This window comes from Paenibacillus sp. Marseille-Q9583 (assembly GCF_976954365.1).
Window position 1 is genome coordinate 18,078 of sequence record NZ_CDRJTB010000049.1, and the last position, 18,259, is coordinate 36,336.

Consider the following 18,259-nt stretch of genomic DNA (forward strand, 5'->3'; position numbering starts at 1 on the left):
AGGCAATTTGCCCCGGAAACCCCGCTGTGAGCAATTTTAGTTGTATAAAGTGCAATTAAATGAACAACACAACTTACTTAGCTGTAATAGTTGCACAAAGTGCAACTATCGAGCCCTTGTTATTAGTAGAAACTAACGGAAAACCCACATACACGGGTTTTCCGTTTCCATTGTTTTTTAAGTGAAAAAACCTTAAGGAGGACCTTAATATGGGAAACGACATGACATTGTCACAATTGAAAAAATATAACGGAAGCAGCCCAAAACCAGTCGACTATGACGCATTTTGGGAACGGGCTTTGCATGATCTGGACGCCCAGTCACTAGATTATGAACTAGAGCCTGCGGAGTTCGTCAGCGAGCTGGCGGAATGTTTTCATCTGTATTTTACCGGCGTTGGCGGAGCAAGAATCCATTGTAAATATGTAAGACCGAAGAAAAGGGGTTCAGAAAAAGGTTCTGGTGTCGTGATATTTCATGGATATTCCTGTGACAGCGGGGATTGGATGGAGAAGGTGACTTATGCGGCCCATGGGATTAGTGTCCTTGCGATGGATTGCCGGGGACAAGGCGGACTTTCCGAGGATAATCTTACAGTAAAAGGCACAACCATTCGTGGACATATTATTCGCGGCATTGACGATCCTAATCCGGACAACCTTTACTATCGTAATGTGTTTCTGGATACAGCACAGACTGCTCGAATATTGATGTCTATGGAAGAAGTTGATCCAGCACGAGTAGGTGCTTTTGGTTTATCTCAAGGCGGAGCGCTTACTGTAGCTTGTGCAGCATTAGAGCCGCGTGTGAGCATGGCCGTTCCTGTGTATCCGTTTCTTTCAGATTATAGACGGGCTTGGGAGCTTGATATCACTACGTCAGCTTATGAGGAAATTAACTATTATTTCCGCTTTTTTGATCCGCATCATTTACGTGAGGACGAGATTTTTAATAGACTGGGTTACATCGATATTCAGAATCTCGCGGAGCGAATTCAAGCCAAAATGTTGTGGGTTACAGGGTTATCCGATGTGATTTGTCCACCTTCAACGCAGTTTGCCACATACAACAAAGTACTAGCGCCCAAAGAGCTTATGGTTTATTATGAGTACGGTCATGAGTATTTGCCATATCTTTCCGATCGGGTGTTACAAATGTTCATGACCTTGTAAACGATAAGCCAGTAGGCATAACAGACGACAACGGTGGTGAATGATTAGATGAAAGTACAAGTGAAAAAAGAAAAAAGACGATTCCAGCTGCATCCATCCAAATCCATTGGGGTGCGGCTTTTTCTCATCTTCTTTGTTTCGACGATGGTGCTCGTGCTCTCTCTCGGCTACACTTCCTATTCCGTAGCTGAGCATACGATCGAGACGAATGCGCTGTCAGCCAATCAACAGACAGTCGTTCAAACCGCTGAGAAGTTTGATGTGGAATTGTTACGTTATGAGGATGGTCTAGGAAGAATCTTGTACGACAATGAAATTCAAAATGCACTCAAACAAGGGAATAATCCCACTACAAGTAATGAGGAACGTAAGGTACTATCTAACCAGATTAGTGCGCAGCTAAATGATTGGCTCACGGCATCAAACGGTGTGGAGGCCGTATACCTTATTCCGATGAATGAAGGTTTTCCAATTTCTTCGGCGGGTACAAAAGATAGCGCTTTTATTGAGAGTTTCAGAGAATCCTCATGGTTTAAGCAGCTAGAGGAGAAGCCACAGAGTGTATGGATTCCACGTGAATTACAGGGCCAGGAAGGAAATACGTCAGGTGTTTTCCATTTGGCCAAATCGATTGCCGGCGATTCTAAAAGCTCGGGATACATAGTCATTAATGATATTAGAATTAGCGAATTAGAAAATCAGCTTCGTAAAGTAGATCTTGGAACAAGCTCCTACATGCAATTGCTAACGAATAAGGATGAATTGATAGCCTCCTCCCAGCAAGTGGGGACGGATACATATCTGAATCTGGGAGGGACGCTTCTGGGTGGTCTGCAGAATACAGCAGGCTCATTGCCAACAAAGGATGAGAAGGGGAAATCTATATTAGCTGTATACGGAACACTAGAAACCTCGGGATGGAGATTACTTGGTGTTGTGCCGGCTGAGAACTTGACGAAAGACGCGCTGCGTATTCTTAAGACTACTTATATTATTGTTGCTGTAGCTGCTGTTATCGCCATTTTAATAGGATATTGGATGCTCAGAATGGTATCTCGACCGCTGACCAGACTAAAGAATTTGATGTCAGAGGGAGCGGAAGGGAATCTGGGAGTACGTACGAATATCACCTCACGTGATGAGATCGGTCAGTTATCCGGCTCCTTTAACATGATGATGGAACGAATAACAGAGCTGGTTATTCATACTAATGAAACCGCTCGGAAGGTACTGGAAACCGCGGATGAGCTTAGCTGTGTTTCGCGCAAGACAGCTGATGCAGCTATGGATATTGCCGCGGCCACGGAAGAAATTGCGGGTGGTGCTGGCAGTCTAGCCTTGGAAGCTGATCGTGGCAATGAGTTGACGGGGCAAATTTCGGTACAGATGGATTTAGTTAATTCAGCTACTCACGAGATGGATCATACCGCACATAGCATCGGCGAACTCAGTGAGGAAGGCTTCAACAGGTTGAACGAATTACTTAATGAGACGAAAAGGACGGGCCTGAAGACGAATCAGCTTGTGGTGAAGGTTAATGAGCTGACAGAAACGGCATCTTCCGTTATGAGGGTTCTTAATGTCATGCAGAATATTACACAACAGACAAATATCTTGTCTCTGAATGCCACCATTGAAGCAGCAAGAGCAGGCGAGGCTGGACGCGGATTCATGGTGGTAGCCGATGAGATACGTCAGCTTGCAGATCAATCGAAAGAGTCTATCGCTGTTGTGGCTGAAATAACAGATACCGTTATGAGAGATATGAACGAGACGGTTGTGGTTCTTTCAGAAGTTGCACCGCTCTTTAATCAGCAAATGACTTCCGTGCAGAGCACTAGCGATATCTTCGTATCTGTGCAGGATCAGATGCAGCATTTTATCGCCCGTCTGAATGCTGTAACTGTGTCGATGGACAGCTTGAGTCAATCACAAAAGGTTTTATCTGATTCGATGAGCAACGTAAGCTCTATAGCTGAGGAATCATCGGCTGCCTCTCAAGAAGTTGCCTCTCTTAGTGGAGAGCAACAAAGTGTAAGTGATCATTTGGTAGAGCTTTCTTTGAAGCTGGAGGATGCATCCTTGCAGTTAAAGGAGAAGTTATCGAAGTTCAGCGTATAGGGTAGACATAACAGAATACTAAAATAATGAACCGCTTATTCCTTTTGGAGAAGCGGTTCTTTGTTTTGAGCGGTGACAAGCCAGAATATAAATTTTAGCTTCTGATGTTGCAATGAACATTTTATGGCGATTCTAATGGATGTAGGTAGGACATAATAAGTGTGGAGTCTGCTCAGGAGGGAAGACATTGCGTAATAACAAACATCGGCGTGTATTCAGCGGTCTTCTTATTTTATCTGCGGCTGTAGGCGTGTTGATCCTTAGGCTGGCGTGGGTTCAGCTAATTATGAAGGAACAGACGGTTCCTGGAACAAAATATACACTTGCGAAGATGGCGGAAATTCAAAGTGAACGGGAGACTGTACTGGACAGCGGTCGGGGACGTCTGTATGACCGCAAGAATGAGCCTCTTGCGGGGGAAACCATTTGGACGGCGGCTTTTTTTCCACAAGAGGAGATGGCTAAGAAATCTGTGACGAAGGTTGTTTACGAAGAAGCTAAACCCATGCACCGACTGGCGGAGATTCTGGGTGTCAGCTATGAACAACTGTTAAATAAGCGGTCGTCACTGAAAGAACCTTTACTATGGCCATCTTCAGTGGGAAAAGGACCACTCGCGTTGTCTCAGGTACAGGCAGAAGAAGTGAGTGCACTGGGGATCGACGGAGTAGGCGTGCTCCCTTTCGCACGCAGATATGATGGGATTTCTTCAGGTCGGCAATGGCTAGGTTATTTATCGGAAGCCACCATGCATGCTGGAGTTAAAGCTTCTCCTACGGGTCTTAGAGTTCCTATGACGGGAACGGACGGTTTAGAGAAGACATTAGAGCCTTTGCTTCAAGGAGTAGGACACACGGAAGCATATGTTCAAGTGGATGCGCGTGGGAATCGCCTTCCAGGCAGTCCCATTCAAGTTAAAGCTCCGGGCAATCCTTATTTCCCTCTGTCTTTATATACAACGATTGATAAGAAGCTTCAGGAGGGAATTGAGGAGCTTGCGCTCAAATCCGGAATGAAGGAAGGAGCCATAGTGGTGTTAGATACCGGGACTGGAGATATTGAAGCCATGGTATCTTTACCCTTTTATAATCCAGAGAAGATATCTCCGCAAGGCGGGGAGTGGAACAATCGGGCACTCCAGGCTGCCGTTCCTGGATCGATCTTCAAAATCGTTACAGCCGCCGCGGCGTTAGAAGCGGGTGTAACCTCCGCTGACGAGCTTTTTTATTGTTCAGGGCAATTTGAGAAATATGGATTGTCTTGTCTGACAGGAAAAGGACACGGACCCCTTACGCTGGCGCAAGGATTCGCCGTGTCCTGTAATACTGTATTTGCTGCTCTGGCAGAGCGCTTAAGCGGTATCCAGCTTCAATCAACTGCACTGGCGCTAGGACTCGGTAGAGATATCAGCTGGCAAGCCGAGAAGACGCTTGGGTTTCCGCTTCTAAAACCACTATCCGGAGAGCAAAAGGGAACCATCTTTACAACCTTACTGCCGGATGACAAGGGAGCCAGGGTACAGACTGCAATTGGACAGCGAGATGTACAAGTCACACCCTTACAAGCAGCTAATCTTATTGTAACGCTACTGCATGGAGGTGAAGTAAGGGCGCCGAGGATTCTGCAGCGAATCACATTTGCGAACGGGCAGAAGCTGGAGGAGCTGCCGGGACATCTGTCCCCTTCCTCAGCAGGAAGGATTTCTGAGTCTACAGCCCGCCAGTTACTGTCCATGATGCGCAAAGTTGTGACGGAAGGAACGGGAACCCGTCTACAAAGTACACACTGGCCCGTTGCAGGTAAATCAGGGACGGCACAGACGCTGGTTAAGGGCGTAGCACGCAACAATCAATGGTTTATCGGCTACGGTCCAGTGGATCACCCAAGATATGCCGTATCAGTTGCTGTAGAGAATGTCGCTCCGGACAGTCCGCATCTTGCTATCAAGCTGTTTGGTCAGATATTTGATTTATTATCGTCTTCTACAGAAGCTTGAGGCTCCGGAGGAGTAGCAGTGGCCTTGCCTTTAGATGAAGGGCCATTTGCAGCAAAGGGTGAAACGATAAATTCCTCTTGAGGCAAATAGATCCAGCTCTGAAGATATCCTTGTTGAATTAGTTCTTTGATCAGAATAAGCAGAATCGGCGACAGGATCAGACCGGCCATACCGAAAGCGGATGTGGACAGAATGACGAAGGACAGCATCAGAAAAGCAGACGATACGCCAATCGAATTCCCGGTAATCTTCGGTTCAAGTAGTTGTCTTACAATCAATACAATCGCCAGGAGTACGATTAAACCGATTGCTAATGAGGTATTGCCAACAATGAACAGATAGATGATCCAAGGGACTAAAATCGTCGTTACACCAAGGAGCGGTAAGACATCAAATACAGCACAGATAAGCGCCATAGTGATTTCGTTACCGGTCCTTAGTATGAATAAGCCAACCAGTACGATAACAAAGGTAATGCTGATCAGAATAAGCTGGGCTTTTAAATAAGAGCCGATGGCTTTAAAAACGTTGCCCTGCAAAAAAGCGTAAGCAGTTTTAAATGTTTTTGGCATTTTGTCATGGGCAATCTTGCGCCAATCTTTAATCTCCATACTAAGGAAAAATGCCAAAATAATGGCGATCCCAAAATTGGCCATGAAGGAGGAGAAGGATCCGAGCACGCCGACCATATATTTTAGAAAAGTAACAAGCCATCCAGTAAGAACATTCGTGGCATCTTTAAAGTAGCCATTCACTTTATCGGTAATATCCGGCGGCAAGTTTTCGATTTTTTGCTGAAGGTAGGTTGTGGATTCCACGAAATGTTGTTGCACCACATATGTATACTTAGGAAGATTATCTTGAAAGTGAAGCGCTTGGATGGTGACCAATAGCCCGGCGCCAAATAACGTACCTAGAAGAACGATTAGGAACAGAAGCACTGAAATCGCCGAAGCGAAGGGTTTGGCAAGCCCCCGTCGGTTCAAGAAACGGGCAAGCGGTTCAATAAGCAAAAATACAAAAAAAGATAGGAATACAGGTGCAGCTAACTGATACAATTTACTGAAGGCGAACATAACCAGATAGACCGTGAGGACAATTAATCCAATGTCGAAGAACGTGCGCCAATATTTTTTGTATAACGGCAGCATAGATATAAACAACTCCCTTTTTTTTATAAGTTGATAGGTCAGCTTGAATACATTGTACATGATTTTACCTAAAAACCGTCTATTTCTTTGATACATGTGTTAAAATAGGGGGTAACGTATTTTTTATCTAACTTCACTTGGCCGTATCACAGGTTCTGCTTGCAGACGTAAGGCGAGCCAAAGTCAACTCTGGAAAAGCGAGGAATTCATATGCAGACTTTGCTGCTCTGGTTATTTTATATCTCATCTTTTTATGCTTTTATCCCGGGTATGATTAGCCGCATTTTTGGTTACCGTGTCTTTCGTAAAGGAACTGGGCGAAATGAGTTCGCGTTGACCTTTGATGATGGACCTGACCCTCGATTTACACCGTTACTTCTGGATTTATTGAAGAAGTATGATGCAAAAGCAACCTTTTTTGTAGTAGGATCTAACGCTGAACGTTATCCGGAGCTTATTAGGCGGATACATGAAGAGGGACATCTTATTGGAATTCATAATTATGTTCACAAGACGAACTGGCTCATGCGGCCCGCAACCGTTCGTCGGCAGATTCAGCGCACGAATGATATTATCTACAACATAATAGGCGAACGTAGTACTTATTACCGTCCACCTTGGGGGATTGTCAATTTGTTCGATATTTCCAAACGTCGCCAAGTTGAAATTGTTCTATGGTCGGTAATGTTTGGAGATTGGCGTGAGAAGCTTGGTGCGCAGCGTCTCACTGAGAAGATGCTGGCCCGATTGAATCCCGGTGAAGTGATGCTGCTGCATGATAGTGGCACAACGTTAGGTGCCGATCCGGGCGCACCCGAGAATATGCTTGTAGCCCTTGAACTGACGCTGCAGGAGGCCCAAAGAAGAGGACTGCGCAGTATTCGAGTGGATGACATGATCAAGATGGCGGAGAAATCACCGATTCGGCATTTATCCTTTGGTAAACGAGTACTGGTCGGACTCTGGTTGGCTTGGGAGCAGGTATTCCAAGTAATGTTCCAGCTCAAGACGATTAACCCAGCCGATCCATTCATGCATTATCGAATGCGTAAATATCGGGGTGAGCCTGTTGATCTGGGTGATGGAACCCTGCTGAGAAAAGGCGATAAAATCATTGAGCTGCATATTGATAACAGGCAATTATTCGAATTAGGTATTCATTCTCGTTCTTCTGCTCAACTTGCGATTCGCATGATCCGCAGAATGGAGAAAGGGTTGCCAATGCTGGCAGAGGTCATTGCGAAAGATGTAAACCTCGCGCAGGCCAAAGCACTTTATGGGGTTAGTATGATTAACCGTGGGCCAGAGAAATTCGGCTTTAGTGTACATGATTTGCCGGACGGCATATTCGCACGTTCCACTAAGTTCTATTTGAAAATCCTGTTAAGTGTGATTCATCCAGATGGCGGTGCTAGGCTCAAGGAGCGTAGCGAGGTGCTTGTACCAAAGCTAATCCTGATGCCTGTCTCAGAATTGCTCAAGAAGATGAATCAGCAATTGCCTCATGATGAAAGGTCAGTAAGGAAACGTAAACCGCATCAAGAGGAAGCATTGTCACTTAACGATTCACTTACAGAAGTGGAATTGCCAGGAGCGACAGTAACGAATTGATTCATGATATTATTTAGTCTTATATAATGAGTAATATAGATGCCACACAAACCAGAAATGGATTGTGTGGCATTTTTTCATGTGCCCAATAAAAAAAGAGCAGTCCGACCATAGATTATCTAAGGTGAACTGCTCTTGTATGCTAGGAACAACTAGAACTCGGATTTGCTAATTAAATCTTCAGTACTGCACCGTTACTTGCGTTGGTAACCATTTTGGAATAGCGAGCCAGGTAACCTGTCTTAACTTTAGGCTCAAACTCTTTCCAGCCCGTACGGCGAACCGCCAATACTTCTTCGTCAACCAGGAGTTCAATCTTGCGATTGTTGAGGTCGAGTTCAATGATGTCTCCATCTTCAACAAAAGCGATCGGGCCGCCTTCAGCCGCCTCCGGAGAAATGTGCCCGATGCTAATTCCGCGGGAAGCCCCCGAGAAACGTCCGTCTGTAATCAGACCAACCTTAGCACCAAGACCCATCCCCACGATTTGCGATGTAGGAGCTAGCATTTCCGGCATTCCCGGTCCACCCTTTGGACCCTCATAACGGATAACGACTACATGGCCTTCTTTAACCTTACCGTTAGCGATACCTTCGAGTGCGGATTCTTGGGAATCAAAGCAGATCGCAGGACCTTTGTGATATCCACCAACAGAAGCATCTACTGCGCCTACTTTAATGATGGAACCTTCAGGAGCCAGGTTGCCGTATAGGACGGCGAGACCGCCTCTTTCGGAGTAAGGGTTATCGATCTTATGAATAACGGATGTATCTTGGATCTCATGTCCGATTACGTTCTCGGCTAATGTTTTGCCGGTAACCGTCATGCAGTCACCGTACAGAGCACCTGGTTTCTTCAGCAGTTCATTCAAGACGGCACTAACGCCGCCTGCGCGGTCCACATCTTCAATAAAAATATCGGATGCTGGAGCCAGCTTCGCCAAATATGGAACACGGTTAGCCACTTCGTTAATGCGTTCAAGCGGATAATCGATACCAGCCTCTTGAGCCAGTGCCAGGGTGTGTAGCACCGTATTGGTGGAGCCACCCATTGCCATATCCAGTGCAAAAGCGTTATCGAGTGATTCCTTAGTTACGATATCTCTTGGTTTAAGGTCTAACTTAATTAATTCCATCAGTTGAGTAGCAGATCTGCGTACAAATTCTCTGCGCTCATCAGCTACAGCTAGGATGGTACCATTACCTGGCAATGCCAGTCCAAGTGCCTCTGCCAAGCAGTTCATGGAGTTGGCAGTGAACATTCCTGAACAAGATCCGCAGGTAGGACAACCGAATTGTTCTAATTCAAGCAACTCAGCATCATTGATTTTTCCGACTTGGTGAGCACCTACGCCCTCGAATACGGAGGTAAGGGAGAGCTTTTTACCTTTACTGTCTACGCCGGCTTTCATTGGACCACCACTTACGAACATGGTTGGGATGTTGACACGCAATGCGCCCATCATCATTCCCGGTGTGATTTTATCGCAGTTAGGGATGCAGACCATGCCATCGAACCAATGCGCGGAAACGACAGTTTCCAAGGCGTCAGCGATGATCTCACGGCTTGGTAGTGAATAACGCATGCCGATATGTCCCATTGCGATACCGTCATCAACGCCGATCGTATTGAATTCGAAAGGAACGCCGCCAGCTTCACGAATCGCTTCCTTAACGATCTTACCGAACTCTTGAAGATGCACATGACCTGGAACAATATCAATATAGGAATTGCAGACCGCAATAAACGGCTTTCCGAAATCTTCTTCTTTTACTCCGGCTGCACGCAGGAGACTACGGTGTGGAGCACGGTCAAAGCCTTTTTTAATCATGTCTGAACGCATTTTCTTAGCTGCCATATTGACATTTCCCCCCTAAATAAATTGCAATGAAATATAGTGTCGCATTAACGCAATGAACTCCAAAGACCTGCGTATATACGGTTTATAGAATGAACGGGGACGAGCTTCCTAGAGAAGAAGGGCGAAGCCGATTCTATAAAAAATGCCGCTGTTTTGGTATAAACGGTTCCCGCCTATAATGAACGGAGAAGTCATTGTTATTAGTGAGTCTATCACAAAGAGCACGTTTTTTCTACCGGACAATGTGAAGTTTCTCATAAGGAGACCGGTCTTAAATAGTATAAAAAAACCTATCCGCAAGGGGATAGGCCACTTATAATGAACGCCTTAAGGCAACACGCTGCAGGGTGATCATCCAGCCAACGGGGGGCTCAACAACAGGATGCATCAGCCTTTTTACACTTGGTTGGGCTAAGAGAATGGTCAGTAAGATTGCAGAAAGCACTAATAAGATGGCACCTATAGAATGGTTGATATAAGCGTACAGGCCAGAAACAGCAGCAAAACGAACGATAAATCCGTGAAGTAGAAAAACATATAACGTACGGGAACCCCAGTCAGTCAGCCGGCTAAGCGAGTAAGGAATCCACCCCATAAACGCTAGTGCAGCAGTGATTTGTAGTCCGTAAACGCCCAGACGATAAATTCCTGCGTACCATTCTTGAAGCCCAAGCTGCATGTAGGTCATACTTCCATAAAGCCAGCCTATCGGCAAGTCTGATCCCCAAGATGCAAACAAAAGGAATAGAAGGATGGAGACTGCGGCAGCGGTAATTTTAATCCATTTTTGAAAAAAGCGAGAAAAGGACTGGAACGAATAATGATAACCTAATACGAAGAATGGCAGGTATACAAAAGTGCGGCTAATGCTGAACCATACGCCATCAAGCTGTAGGTACCCAACGGCAATTCCAGCGGCGACAGCAAAAATGAATTGAGTGGCAGGCGCCCATTTACGCATCCCGATCATCAGTATACGCCAGAAGGCATGACTTGCCAGGAACCATAAGAGCAAATAGGGGGCGAAAAAGGAATGATGGATTCCCTGCACCTGATATATGGTGGCGTCCAGCACAGAGTAGAGGCTTTGAAAAATAATGTACTGCAATCCGATTTGCATGATAATCCGACGGCCTTGTGTACCCGTAAGGTGTTTATTGGCAAAAAAGCCCGTAACAAGCACGAAGAGCGGCATATGAAAGCTGAAGATCCACATATATAAGCTATGCAAGCTGCTCATTGAGCCTATCAATGGTTCTATGGCGTTTCCAACGATTACAGTAACAATGAGAACAAAACGTAAATTTAGAAAAAAGGTCTTTCCAGGCGTGTCTAGCGAGTTTTCCCCTACCATGACTTCCCCCCAAAGATGCTTGATGCTTTAATTTTAAAATACAAGATTTTCTTCAATTGAATTGTGAATTAACTCACTATTGAAAGCGTTGTCATAAGTGCCAAATGTGGCGATGTGTTGAAGGTTGTTAGAACAGTGGGTTTCTACTATAATTTTCTTATATGCAGTAACATCCGGGAGTGGAGCATGTTGAAGAAAAGAATAACTAAGCGTCGTATTGGTTTAATTGTACTAATCATTCTTGTTGTAGCCGGATTGCTGTTGTGGAAATATTTAACTCCGTATGCACCGGCTGAAGAAGCTGAAACTGCACTGATTTCAAGCGGTGGAGTTACAGTTGAACAGAATGAAAACTGGATTTCGTTCGAACCCTCCATTACTAAGGGGGCCTCGATCATATTTTACCCTGGAGCTCTGGTGAAACCAGAAGCTTACTCCCCACTGGCGAAGGGCATTGCTGCTGCGGGGCATCCTTTCTACATCGCTAAAATGCCGCTTAATTTAGCAGTAACAAAGGGCGATGCTGCAGAAGAGATTATTCGTGTGCATCCAAAGCAATCTTTTGTTCTAGGTGGGCATTCGCTTGGGGGTGTCATGGCGTCACGTTATGCGATTGAGCATGCGGACCAGCTGGAAGGTGTGTTTTTCCTGGCTTCTTATCCAGATGAAAAAGGTAATCTGCGTGAGACTACTTTGTCAGTATTGTCGGTAGTGGGTACAGAGGATCAGGTTATTGACAGAGACAGCTACAACAAAGGACGTTCCTATTTGCCGGATAATACGGTTTATAGTTCAATCGTCGGTGGAAATCACGCTCAGTTTGGAAGCTATGGACCACAAAAAGGAGACGGGAAAGCAACCATTTCCGAAGAAGAACAGCAAAATGACACTGTGCGAGCCATGCTGGATTGGCTTGGGAATATCAGGTAGTCTTCGGTCTTTCCAACAAAGGGAGGATATTTATGCCAGAATTACAGATTAACGATGAATGCATTCCCTGTTCAGGAATATTGTTCGACAAAGATGGCACGTTATTGGATCTATTAGCCACTTGGGGGAATTGGGCCGAGCTTGTACTGTGTGGAATGGAAAATCAGCTTGCGATTATGGGAACTGATTTTATCGTGGATCGGAGTAAAGTGCTAGGTACCCAGCATGATGCTGCAGGAAAATTGATTGGTTATGATCCAGCAGGGCCGCTCACCATGGCTACAGAAGAAGAAAGTTATGGTGTGCTTGCATGGCAGCTATATGCTGCGGGTGTTCCTTGGAATGAAGCGTTGACCCGTGTAAAGAGTATAGCTAAGGACGCTATGTATGAATTACGCAAACGCCGCACGGCACAACCTCTAGAAGGGCTTCTTCCTTTTCTGGAACAGTGCGCGGCTGCATCACTCAAGCTTGGGGTGGTTACCTCGGATGGCGCAAAGACCACTCAGGAGCATCTGGATTGGCTTGGTATTGCTCATTACTTCCATTCGGTAGTTACAAGAGACAGAGTATTAAACGGAAAACCTGCACCTGAAATGGCTGAATTAGCCTGCCGGGAGCTGGGGCTGTCTCCTGAAGTGACGATTATTATTGGTGACAGTAATGCAGATATGCAATTGGGTAAAGGTGCAGGCTTACGCCTCGCCGTTGGAATCTCCAACATGGGTGATGGAAATCACTTGATTGACGCAGATGTGATTATTTCTAGCTATAATGAGCTAAGGATCACCTACTGATCAGCATACTAATGGAAAGGATGTGCTACAACATATGGATCAATTGCAGACACTTGCTTCTTGGATTAAAGACTGTGACAACATCGTTTTTTTTGGAGGGGCAGGTACATCAACAGAGAGTGGGATCCCGGATTTCCGCTCGGCAGCAGGATTATACCAGACTCAGCACAATTCACCTTATCCGCCTGAAGTGATGCTGAGCCGAACTTTTTTTATGTCCTCACCGGACATTTTTTTTGATTTTTACCGCAGTAAAATGATTCATCCCGATGCTCGTCCGAATGGCGCACATCTGCTGCTTGCAGAGTTAGAACGACAGGGCAAGCTTAAGGCAGTGATTACGCAAAATATTGATGGCCTACATCAGCTGGCGGGTAGCCAAAAGGTACTTGAGCTGCATGGTTCCATTCATCGTAACTATTGCATGGACTGCTCACGTTATTACAGGCTGGAGCAGCTCCTAAGTACCACTGAGATCGTCCCTCGCTGCCCCGAATGTGGTGGTATTATTAAGCCGGATGTTGTGCTATATGAAGAAGAATTGGACCACTCGGTGCTGGTGAGTTCTGTCGAAGCGATAGCAGCTGCAGATATGCTTATGATTGGTGGAACCTCTCTTACGGTCCAGCCTGCGGCTAGTCTGGTCACTTATTTCCGGGGCAAACGTACGGTGCTGCTGAATGGCGACCCGACACCTTTTGATGATCAAGCTGATCTTCTGATTACAGATCGGATTGGGAAAGTACTCGGCAGTGTAAAGGATCTGCTTGGTTAGAAGGGATAATCTCATGGCTTGTCGGTTGCCAGATTATTATTGCGCTTAGTAGTTTAAAGATAAGGTAGTACAGAAACAGCGCGTAATGAGAGGCAGGGATAAGCAATGGTATATGTAGCAAATGAAGCACGATATGAAGACATGCGTTATAACCGTTGCGGGAACTCAGGTCTTAAGCTTCCGGCAATCTCAGTAGGACTTTGGCAGAATTTTGGTGGAATTGATTCTTACGAGAATGGCAGAGAAATGATCACTCGTGCTTTTGATCTTGGAATTACTCATTTTGATCTAGCCAACAACTATGGACCACCAGCGGGTTCAGCAGAAGAACTCTTTGGGAAAGTGCTTGCAAGTGATATGGCTCCATATCGAGATGAAGTGGTGATTTCTACAAAAGCAGGGTACAACATGTGGCCCGGTCCTTATGGCGAATGGGGTTCGCGTAAATATATGCTAGCTAGTCTGGATCAGAGTCTGAAGCGGCTGGGCATAGATTATGTTGATATCTATTATTCGCATCGGCCGGACCCGGAAACACCTCTTGAAGAAACCATGCAGGCGTTAGACCATGCTGTGCGTTCTGGCAAAGCTCTGTATATAGGATTATCTAACTATACCGCGGAGCAGACGCTCGAAGCGGTTAGAATCTTGAACAGCTTAGGAACGCCGCTCTTAATTCATCAGCCGAGTTATTCTATGCTCGATCGCTGGATTGAGGGGAGTTTACAGGGTGTGCTGGAACAGAGCGGAGTTGGCAGTATCGCTTTTACACCTCTGGCTCAAGGATTGTTAACCAATAAGTATTTAAATGGAATCCCAGAAGGATCAAGAGCGGCCAAACCCTCTGCTGCGTTAAATGAAAGCCGAATTACACCGGATGTGAAGCGCAAGATCCACGCATTAAATCAGCTTGCTGTTTCAAGAGGCCAGAGTTTGGCGCAGCTTGCACTAGCTTGGACACTACGTGATGGGAAGGTTACTTCTGCATTGATAGGGGCTAGCAGAGTTAGTCAGATTGAAGAGAATATAGCTGCACTTCAGCATTTGGAGTTCTCGCAGGCAGAATTGGATCGCATTGAGACTATTCTTCAAACGGAGAATGGAACTGGATGAAGACGATGGTGAAGGGATGAGATGCGTCAGTGGATTTGCATCATGATGAAAACAGGGTGAAAGAGTGGACTGAAGCCAACTCGCAATCCTTAGGGCTAAATAGCTCGAAGATTGAGGCTAAGTATATTTGGAACCCTGGAGGGTTTGTAAACCAGTCTTATCGCATAACGGACGGACAAACCATTCGCCATTTAAAACTCTCGCAAGAACAAAAAGCAACAGGACTTAAACAGTGGGTAAAGATCAGCGGGCATTTGACTAATAATTATAAGGCTCCACGGTTGATTAGGGAGATTGCACAAGAAATAACGCCTGGTTATTCTTATGGTTTAGTATTTGATTTTATCGAAGGTAAACCATTAAGCTCCATTTCCGATCCACTTCCAGTGATTGAGAAGGTTCTGAAGTCCCTTCATCAATTACATGCGGATACAGAGATTAGGATGGTAGTTGCAAGTGAGGCTAAGGACTACAACTATGCCGCCGCATTTACTGACGAATACATCCATCGATTTGAAGAAGATTTACAAATCATTAGAGCGGAAAAGCATTTGCTGGACTTCGTAGCGGCGGACACTTTAGATTGGTTCGATACGGAAGTGGAAGCTTTGAGAATAATGGTTAGTCAGCACCCTTCTTTTCAGAGAAAGGCGTCCGACATCGTACACAATGATGTGAATTGGCAGAATATCTTAGTCAATGATAATAATGAATTTTGGATTATTGATTGGGATGACCTTACGGTTTTTGGAGACGCTGCAATGGATTATTCCGTACTACTTTGGCCGCTCTATAAATCAAAAGATTGGACTTACTGTAGGGATCTAGTTATTGATTTAGCAGGCCTTGCAATATTGGAACGGATTGAGTTTTATTTTAGAGCGAAGCTCCTTGATGATGTGATTGATGTTCTTGCTGACTATGTTGAAGCGGAGCAAGTGCCAGAACTGAAGGAAATGGCTCAGAAAAGGGCAAAAGAGATATATCTTCGTGCTTACCCTGAATATCTGAGTCTATATGCAACATAACCGAAGCTAACTGAATGATCAGCTTAATAAAGGGATTCACATATTGGACTTGCCTAATATGTGAATCCCTTTTTCAAAGGCTTCCCTTACTGATTTGTCTTTTTTACATGTCTAGTCGTTGTGAGACGGTAAGCGGTGGGTGACTGAGCACAAAACCGTTTGAATTGGCGTGAGAAGTATAAAGCATCGGTGAGCCCCACGGATGCTGCTACCTGTTCCACGGACAGCTCGGGTCGTTCACGCAGCAGCTGTCTGGACTTTTCAATGCGCAGCTTCAGCAAGTAGGTCACCGGAGATAGTCCGGTCTCCTGCTTAAATACACGGGATAGATAGGCCCGGTTATAGCCAAGAGTATCACACATTTGTTCAATGGATACTGGATGAGCATATTGGGAGGCCATGTAGTGGATCATTTGCTTCACAGTACGTTTAACCTGCGATTCAGCTCCAGGAAGACGGGAGAAGGAAGAGAGTAAATCTGCGGCTTCACCTACAATGAGATAAAGATACCCTAGAGAAGTTAGGTGGGCACTTTCTTTGTTTGCTTTGAAGGCTTGCATGATACTGGAAAGGGCACCTGGGATGACGCTATCACCCGTTGTAGTCACCACAGGTTTTTGAGGTGTAAAGCCTGTCTGCAGCACGAGGCTATCAGCCTCACTCCCAGTAAAAGCTGCCCAGCGATAGCACCAGGGCTGATCTTTATCCGAAACATAACTGACCAGCTGTCCTGGATGAATAAGGAAGCAGTCACCTTTTCCCAGTGCATATTGATGATGTTCTGTACGGAAAACACCTGAGCCAGACTCTATAAAGTGAAGTAAATAATAATCGTAAATCTTAGGGCCAGCTTGATGCATAGGAATCGTCTGACTCTGACCAGCAAACAGTACATGGAGATTTTGTTTATCGTAATATACGGGATTAGATCCTACGGAATAAGTATGCTCCATTTGAGACAGCCTTTCTTGTGTTATTGTCATTTTATGGCTTATAGTTTAGGTTGTATCAATTATTTGTGTAATTATTATATTATGGGAAGTCACATTTATCCATACATTACACACATGATTGCATTATCAGAGGATGACTGATTCTATTATAATGAATACATAAAGAACGCTTTACTAATTCCCACTGGCTGAAGCAGCGAAAGGATGGAGTGGCATTAATGAGCACACAGGAACTTAAAAAGAAATTCATCGAAAAGTACGGGGTAAGCGAGCAAGAAGCTCAAGTATTTTATGCACCAGGCCGTGTTAATCTCATTGGAGAGCACTTGGATTATAACGGTGGATACGTGCTGCCGGCAGCTTTGGAATTCGGAACAACTTTGATTGTGCGTCCACGCAGTGACAGCAAAGTGAATTTTGCATCTACTAATTTTCCTTATGAAGCATCAATTGATTATAGTGAAATTGGCAAGGCCAAAACTGGGGAATGGATCGACTATCCGGTTGGAGTAATGGTTGAATTGGAGAAGAAAAACACTCCTGTATCCAAAGGTTACGATCTGCTGTTCCATGGTGATATTCCGAATGGCGCAGGCTTGTCCTCATCGGCTTCTCTTGAAGTCGTGACTGCTTATGCTTTCCTAACTCTCGAAGGCGGTGACACGGATACTGTTGAGATTGCACTCTTGTCTCAGCGTGCTGAGAACCAGTACGTAGGTGTAAACTCCGGAATTATGGATCAGTTCGCAGTTGCTAATGGTAAACGAGATCATGCAATCCTGTTAATGTGCGATACGCTTGAATATAATCTGGTACCTTTCATCACAGGTGCTTACAAACTGGTTATCGGTAACACGAACAAACGCAGAGGACTTGTAGATTCCAAGTACAATGAGCGTCGTCAGCAGTGTGATGAGGCCTTGTCTATTTTGCAAAAAGAAGTTCCTTCACTAGCTTATCTGGCACAGCTCAATCGTGAACAATTCGAAGCACATCAAGATAAAATCACAGATGAAATTGTTAGACGCCGCGCTCGCCATGTTGTGGAAGAGAATCAACGTGTACTAGAATCCGTTGAGGTCTTAAAGAACAATGACCTGAAGCAGTTTGGACAGTTCATGAATGACTCACATACTTCCTTGCGTGATTTGTATGAAGTTAGCTGTGAAGAGCTAGATATTATGGTTGAAGAAGCACAGCGTATTCCCGGTACACTGGGTTCCCGTATGACTGGCGCAGGTTTCGGCGGCTGTACTGTATCCTTGGTACATGAAGATGATGTAGAACGTTTCATTCGTGAAGTAGGCGAGGCATATACCACAAGATCCGGTTTGGTTGGTGAGTTCTACGTTTGCGGCATCGGTAATGGTGTCCAAGAATTGAAGGGAGTGTAATCA

The 18,259-nt window shown here is 45.2% G+C and carries 14 protein-coding genes; 10 read left to right on the plus strand and 4 right to left on the minus strand.

All coding sequences use genetic code 11. The annotated features are described in order from the left end of the window. Window positions 1-209 precede the first annotated feature (209 nt). The 3 genes from ACWNM1_RS20440 (at window position 210) to ACWNM1_RS20450 (ending at window position 5,289) form a co-directional block, all read left to right on the plus strand. On the plus strand, window positions 210-1,172 hold the full coding sequence (locus ACWNM1_RS20440; protein WP_449602429.1) for an acetylxylan esterase: 963 nt from the start codon (window positions 210-212) through the stop codon (window positions 1,170-1,172). 48 nt (window positions 1,173-1,220) lie between these two features. Continuing rightward, the gene (locus tag ACWNM1_RS20445) at window positions 1,221-3,293 is read left to right on the plus strand and encodes a methyl-accepting chemotaxis protein (protein ID WP_449602430.1); all 2,073 of its coding nucleotides are present in this window, start codon (window positions 1,221-1,223) and stop codon (window positions 3,291-3,293) included. Window positions 3,294-3,480: 187 nt separating this feature from the next. Further along, a complete protein-coding gene (locus ACWNM1_RS20450; protein WP_449602431.1) occupies window positions 3,481-5,289 on the plus strand; it encodes a peptidoglycan D,D-transpeptidase FtsI family protein in 1,809 nt (602 codons plus the stop codon). Here the strand turns inward: ACWNM1_RS20450 and ACWNM1_RS20455 are convergent. After that, window positions 5,250-6,440: an AI-2E family transporter gene (locus tag ACWNM1_RS20455; protein ID WP_449602432.1), complete on the minus strand. Its 1,191-nt coding sequence runs from the start codon at window positions 6,438-6,440 to the stop codon at window positions 5,250-5,252. The genes ACWNM1_RS20450 and ACWNM1_RS20455 overlap by 40 nt on opposite strands. 210 nt (window positions 6,441-6,650) lie before the next feature. Here ACWNM1_RS20455 and ACWNM1_RS20460 point away from each other — a divergent pair, with 210 nt between their 5' ends. Continuing rightward, window positions 6,651-8,051 (plus strand): polysaccharide deacetylase family protein, encoded by a 1,401-nt coding sequence (locus tag ACWNM1_RS20460; RefSeq protein WP_449602433.1) that lies wholly within the window; start codon window positions 6,651-6,653, stop codon window positions 8,049-8,051. A 172-nt stretch (window positions 8,052-8,223) separates the two neighbouring features. Here ACWNM1_RS20460 and ilvD read toward each other — a convergent pair whose 3' ends face one another. Together ilvD and ACWNM1_RS20470 are read right to left on the minus strand one after the other, a co-directional pair. Then, window positions 8,224-9,909, minus strand: a complete 1,686-nt coding sequence (gene ilvD / locus ACWNM1_RS20465; protein WP_042125516.1) for a dihydroxy-acid dehydratase — start codon at window positions 9,907-9,909, stop codon at window positions 8,224-8,226. A gap of 316 nt (window positions 9,910-10,225) precedes the next feature. Beyond that, on the minus strand, window positions 10,226-11,266 hold the full coding sequence (locus ACWNM1_RS20470) for an acyltransferase family protein (RefSeq protein ID WP_449602434.1): 1,041 nt from the start codon (window positions 11,264-11,266) through the stop codon (window positions 10,226-10,228). A gap of 186 nt (window positions 11,267-11,452) precedes the next feature. On the opposite strand from ACWNM1_RS20470, the gene ACWNM1_RS20475 reads away from it, so the two are divergent. The 5 genes from ACWNM1_RS20475 (at window position 11,453) to ACWNM1_RS20495 (ending at window position 15,909) form a co-directional block, all read left to right on the plus strand. After that, window positions 11,453-12,196 (plus strand): alpha/beta hydrolase, encoded by a 744-nt coding sequence (locus ACWNM1_RS20475; RefSeq protein ID WP_341049370.1) that lies wholly within the window; start codon window positions 11,453-11,455, stop codon window positions 12,194-12,196. Window positions 12,197-12,228: 32 nt separating this feature from the next. Further along, window positions 12,229-12,993 (plus strand): HAD family hydrolase, encoded by a 765-nt coding sequence (locus tag ACWNM1_RS20480; protein ID WP_076300028.1) that lies wholly within the window; start codon window positions 12,229-12,231, stop codon window positions 12,991-12,993. A gap of 34 nt (window positions 12,994-13,027) precedes the next feature. Next, window positions 13,028-13,768, plus strand: a complete 741-nt coding sequence (locus ACWNM1_RS20485; RefSeq protein ID WP_449602435.1) for an NAD-dependent protein deacylase — start codon at window positions 13,028-13,030, stop codon at window positions 13,766-13,768. Between the two features lie 105 nt (window positions 13,769-13,873). After that, window positions 13,874-14,881, plus strand: coding sequence for an L-glyceraldehyde 3-phosphate reductase (gene mgrA, locus ACWNM1_RS20490; RefSeq protein WP_449602436.1), 1,008 nt, complete (start codon window positions 13,874-13,876; stop codon window positions 14,879-14,881). Between the two features lie 29 nt (window positions 14,882-14,910). Continuing rightward, complete coding sequence (locus tag ACWNM1_RS20495) at window positions 14,911-15,909, plus strand: aminoglycoside phosphotransferase family protein (RefSeq protein WP_449602437.1); 999 nt, start codon at window positions 14,911-14,913, stop codon at window positions 15,907-15,909. A gap of 86 nt (window positions 15,910-15,995) precedes the next feature. Here ACWNM1_RS20495 and ACWNM1_RS20500 read toward each other — a convergent pair whose 3' ends face one another. Next, window positions 15,996-16,862, minus strand: coding sequence for an AraC family transcriptional regulator (locus ACWNM1_RS20500; RefSeq protein WP_042186139.1), 867 nt, complete (start codon window positions 16,860-16,862; stop codon window positions 15,996-15,998). A gap of 218 nt (window positions 16,863-17,080) precedes the next feature. Here ACWNM1_RS20500 and ACWNM1_RS20505 point away from each other — a divergent pair, with 218 nt between their 5' ends. Continuing rightward, complete coding sequence (locus ACWNM1_RS20505; RefSeq protein WP_060625251.1) at window positions 17,081-18,256, plus strand: galactokinase; 1,176 nt, start codon at window positions 17,081-17,083, stop codon at window positions 18,254-18,256. Window positions 18,257-18,259: the final 3 nt, after the last annotated feature.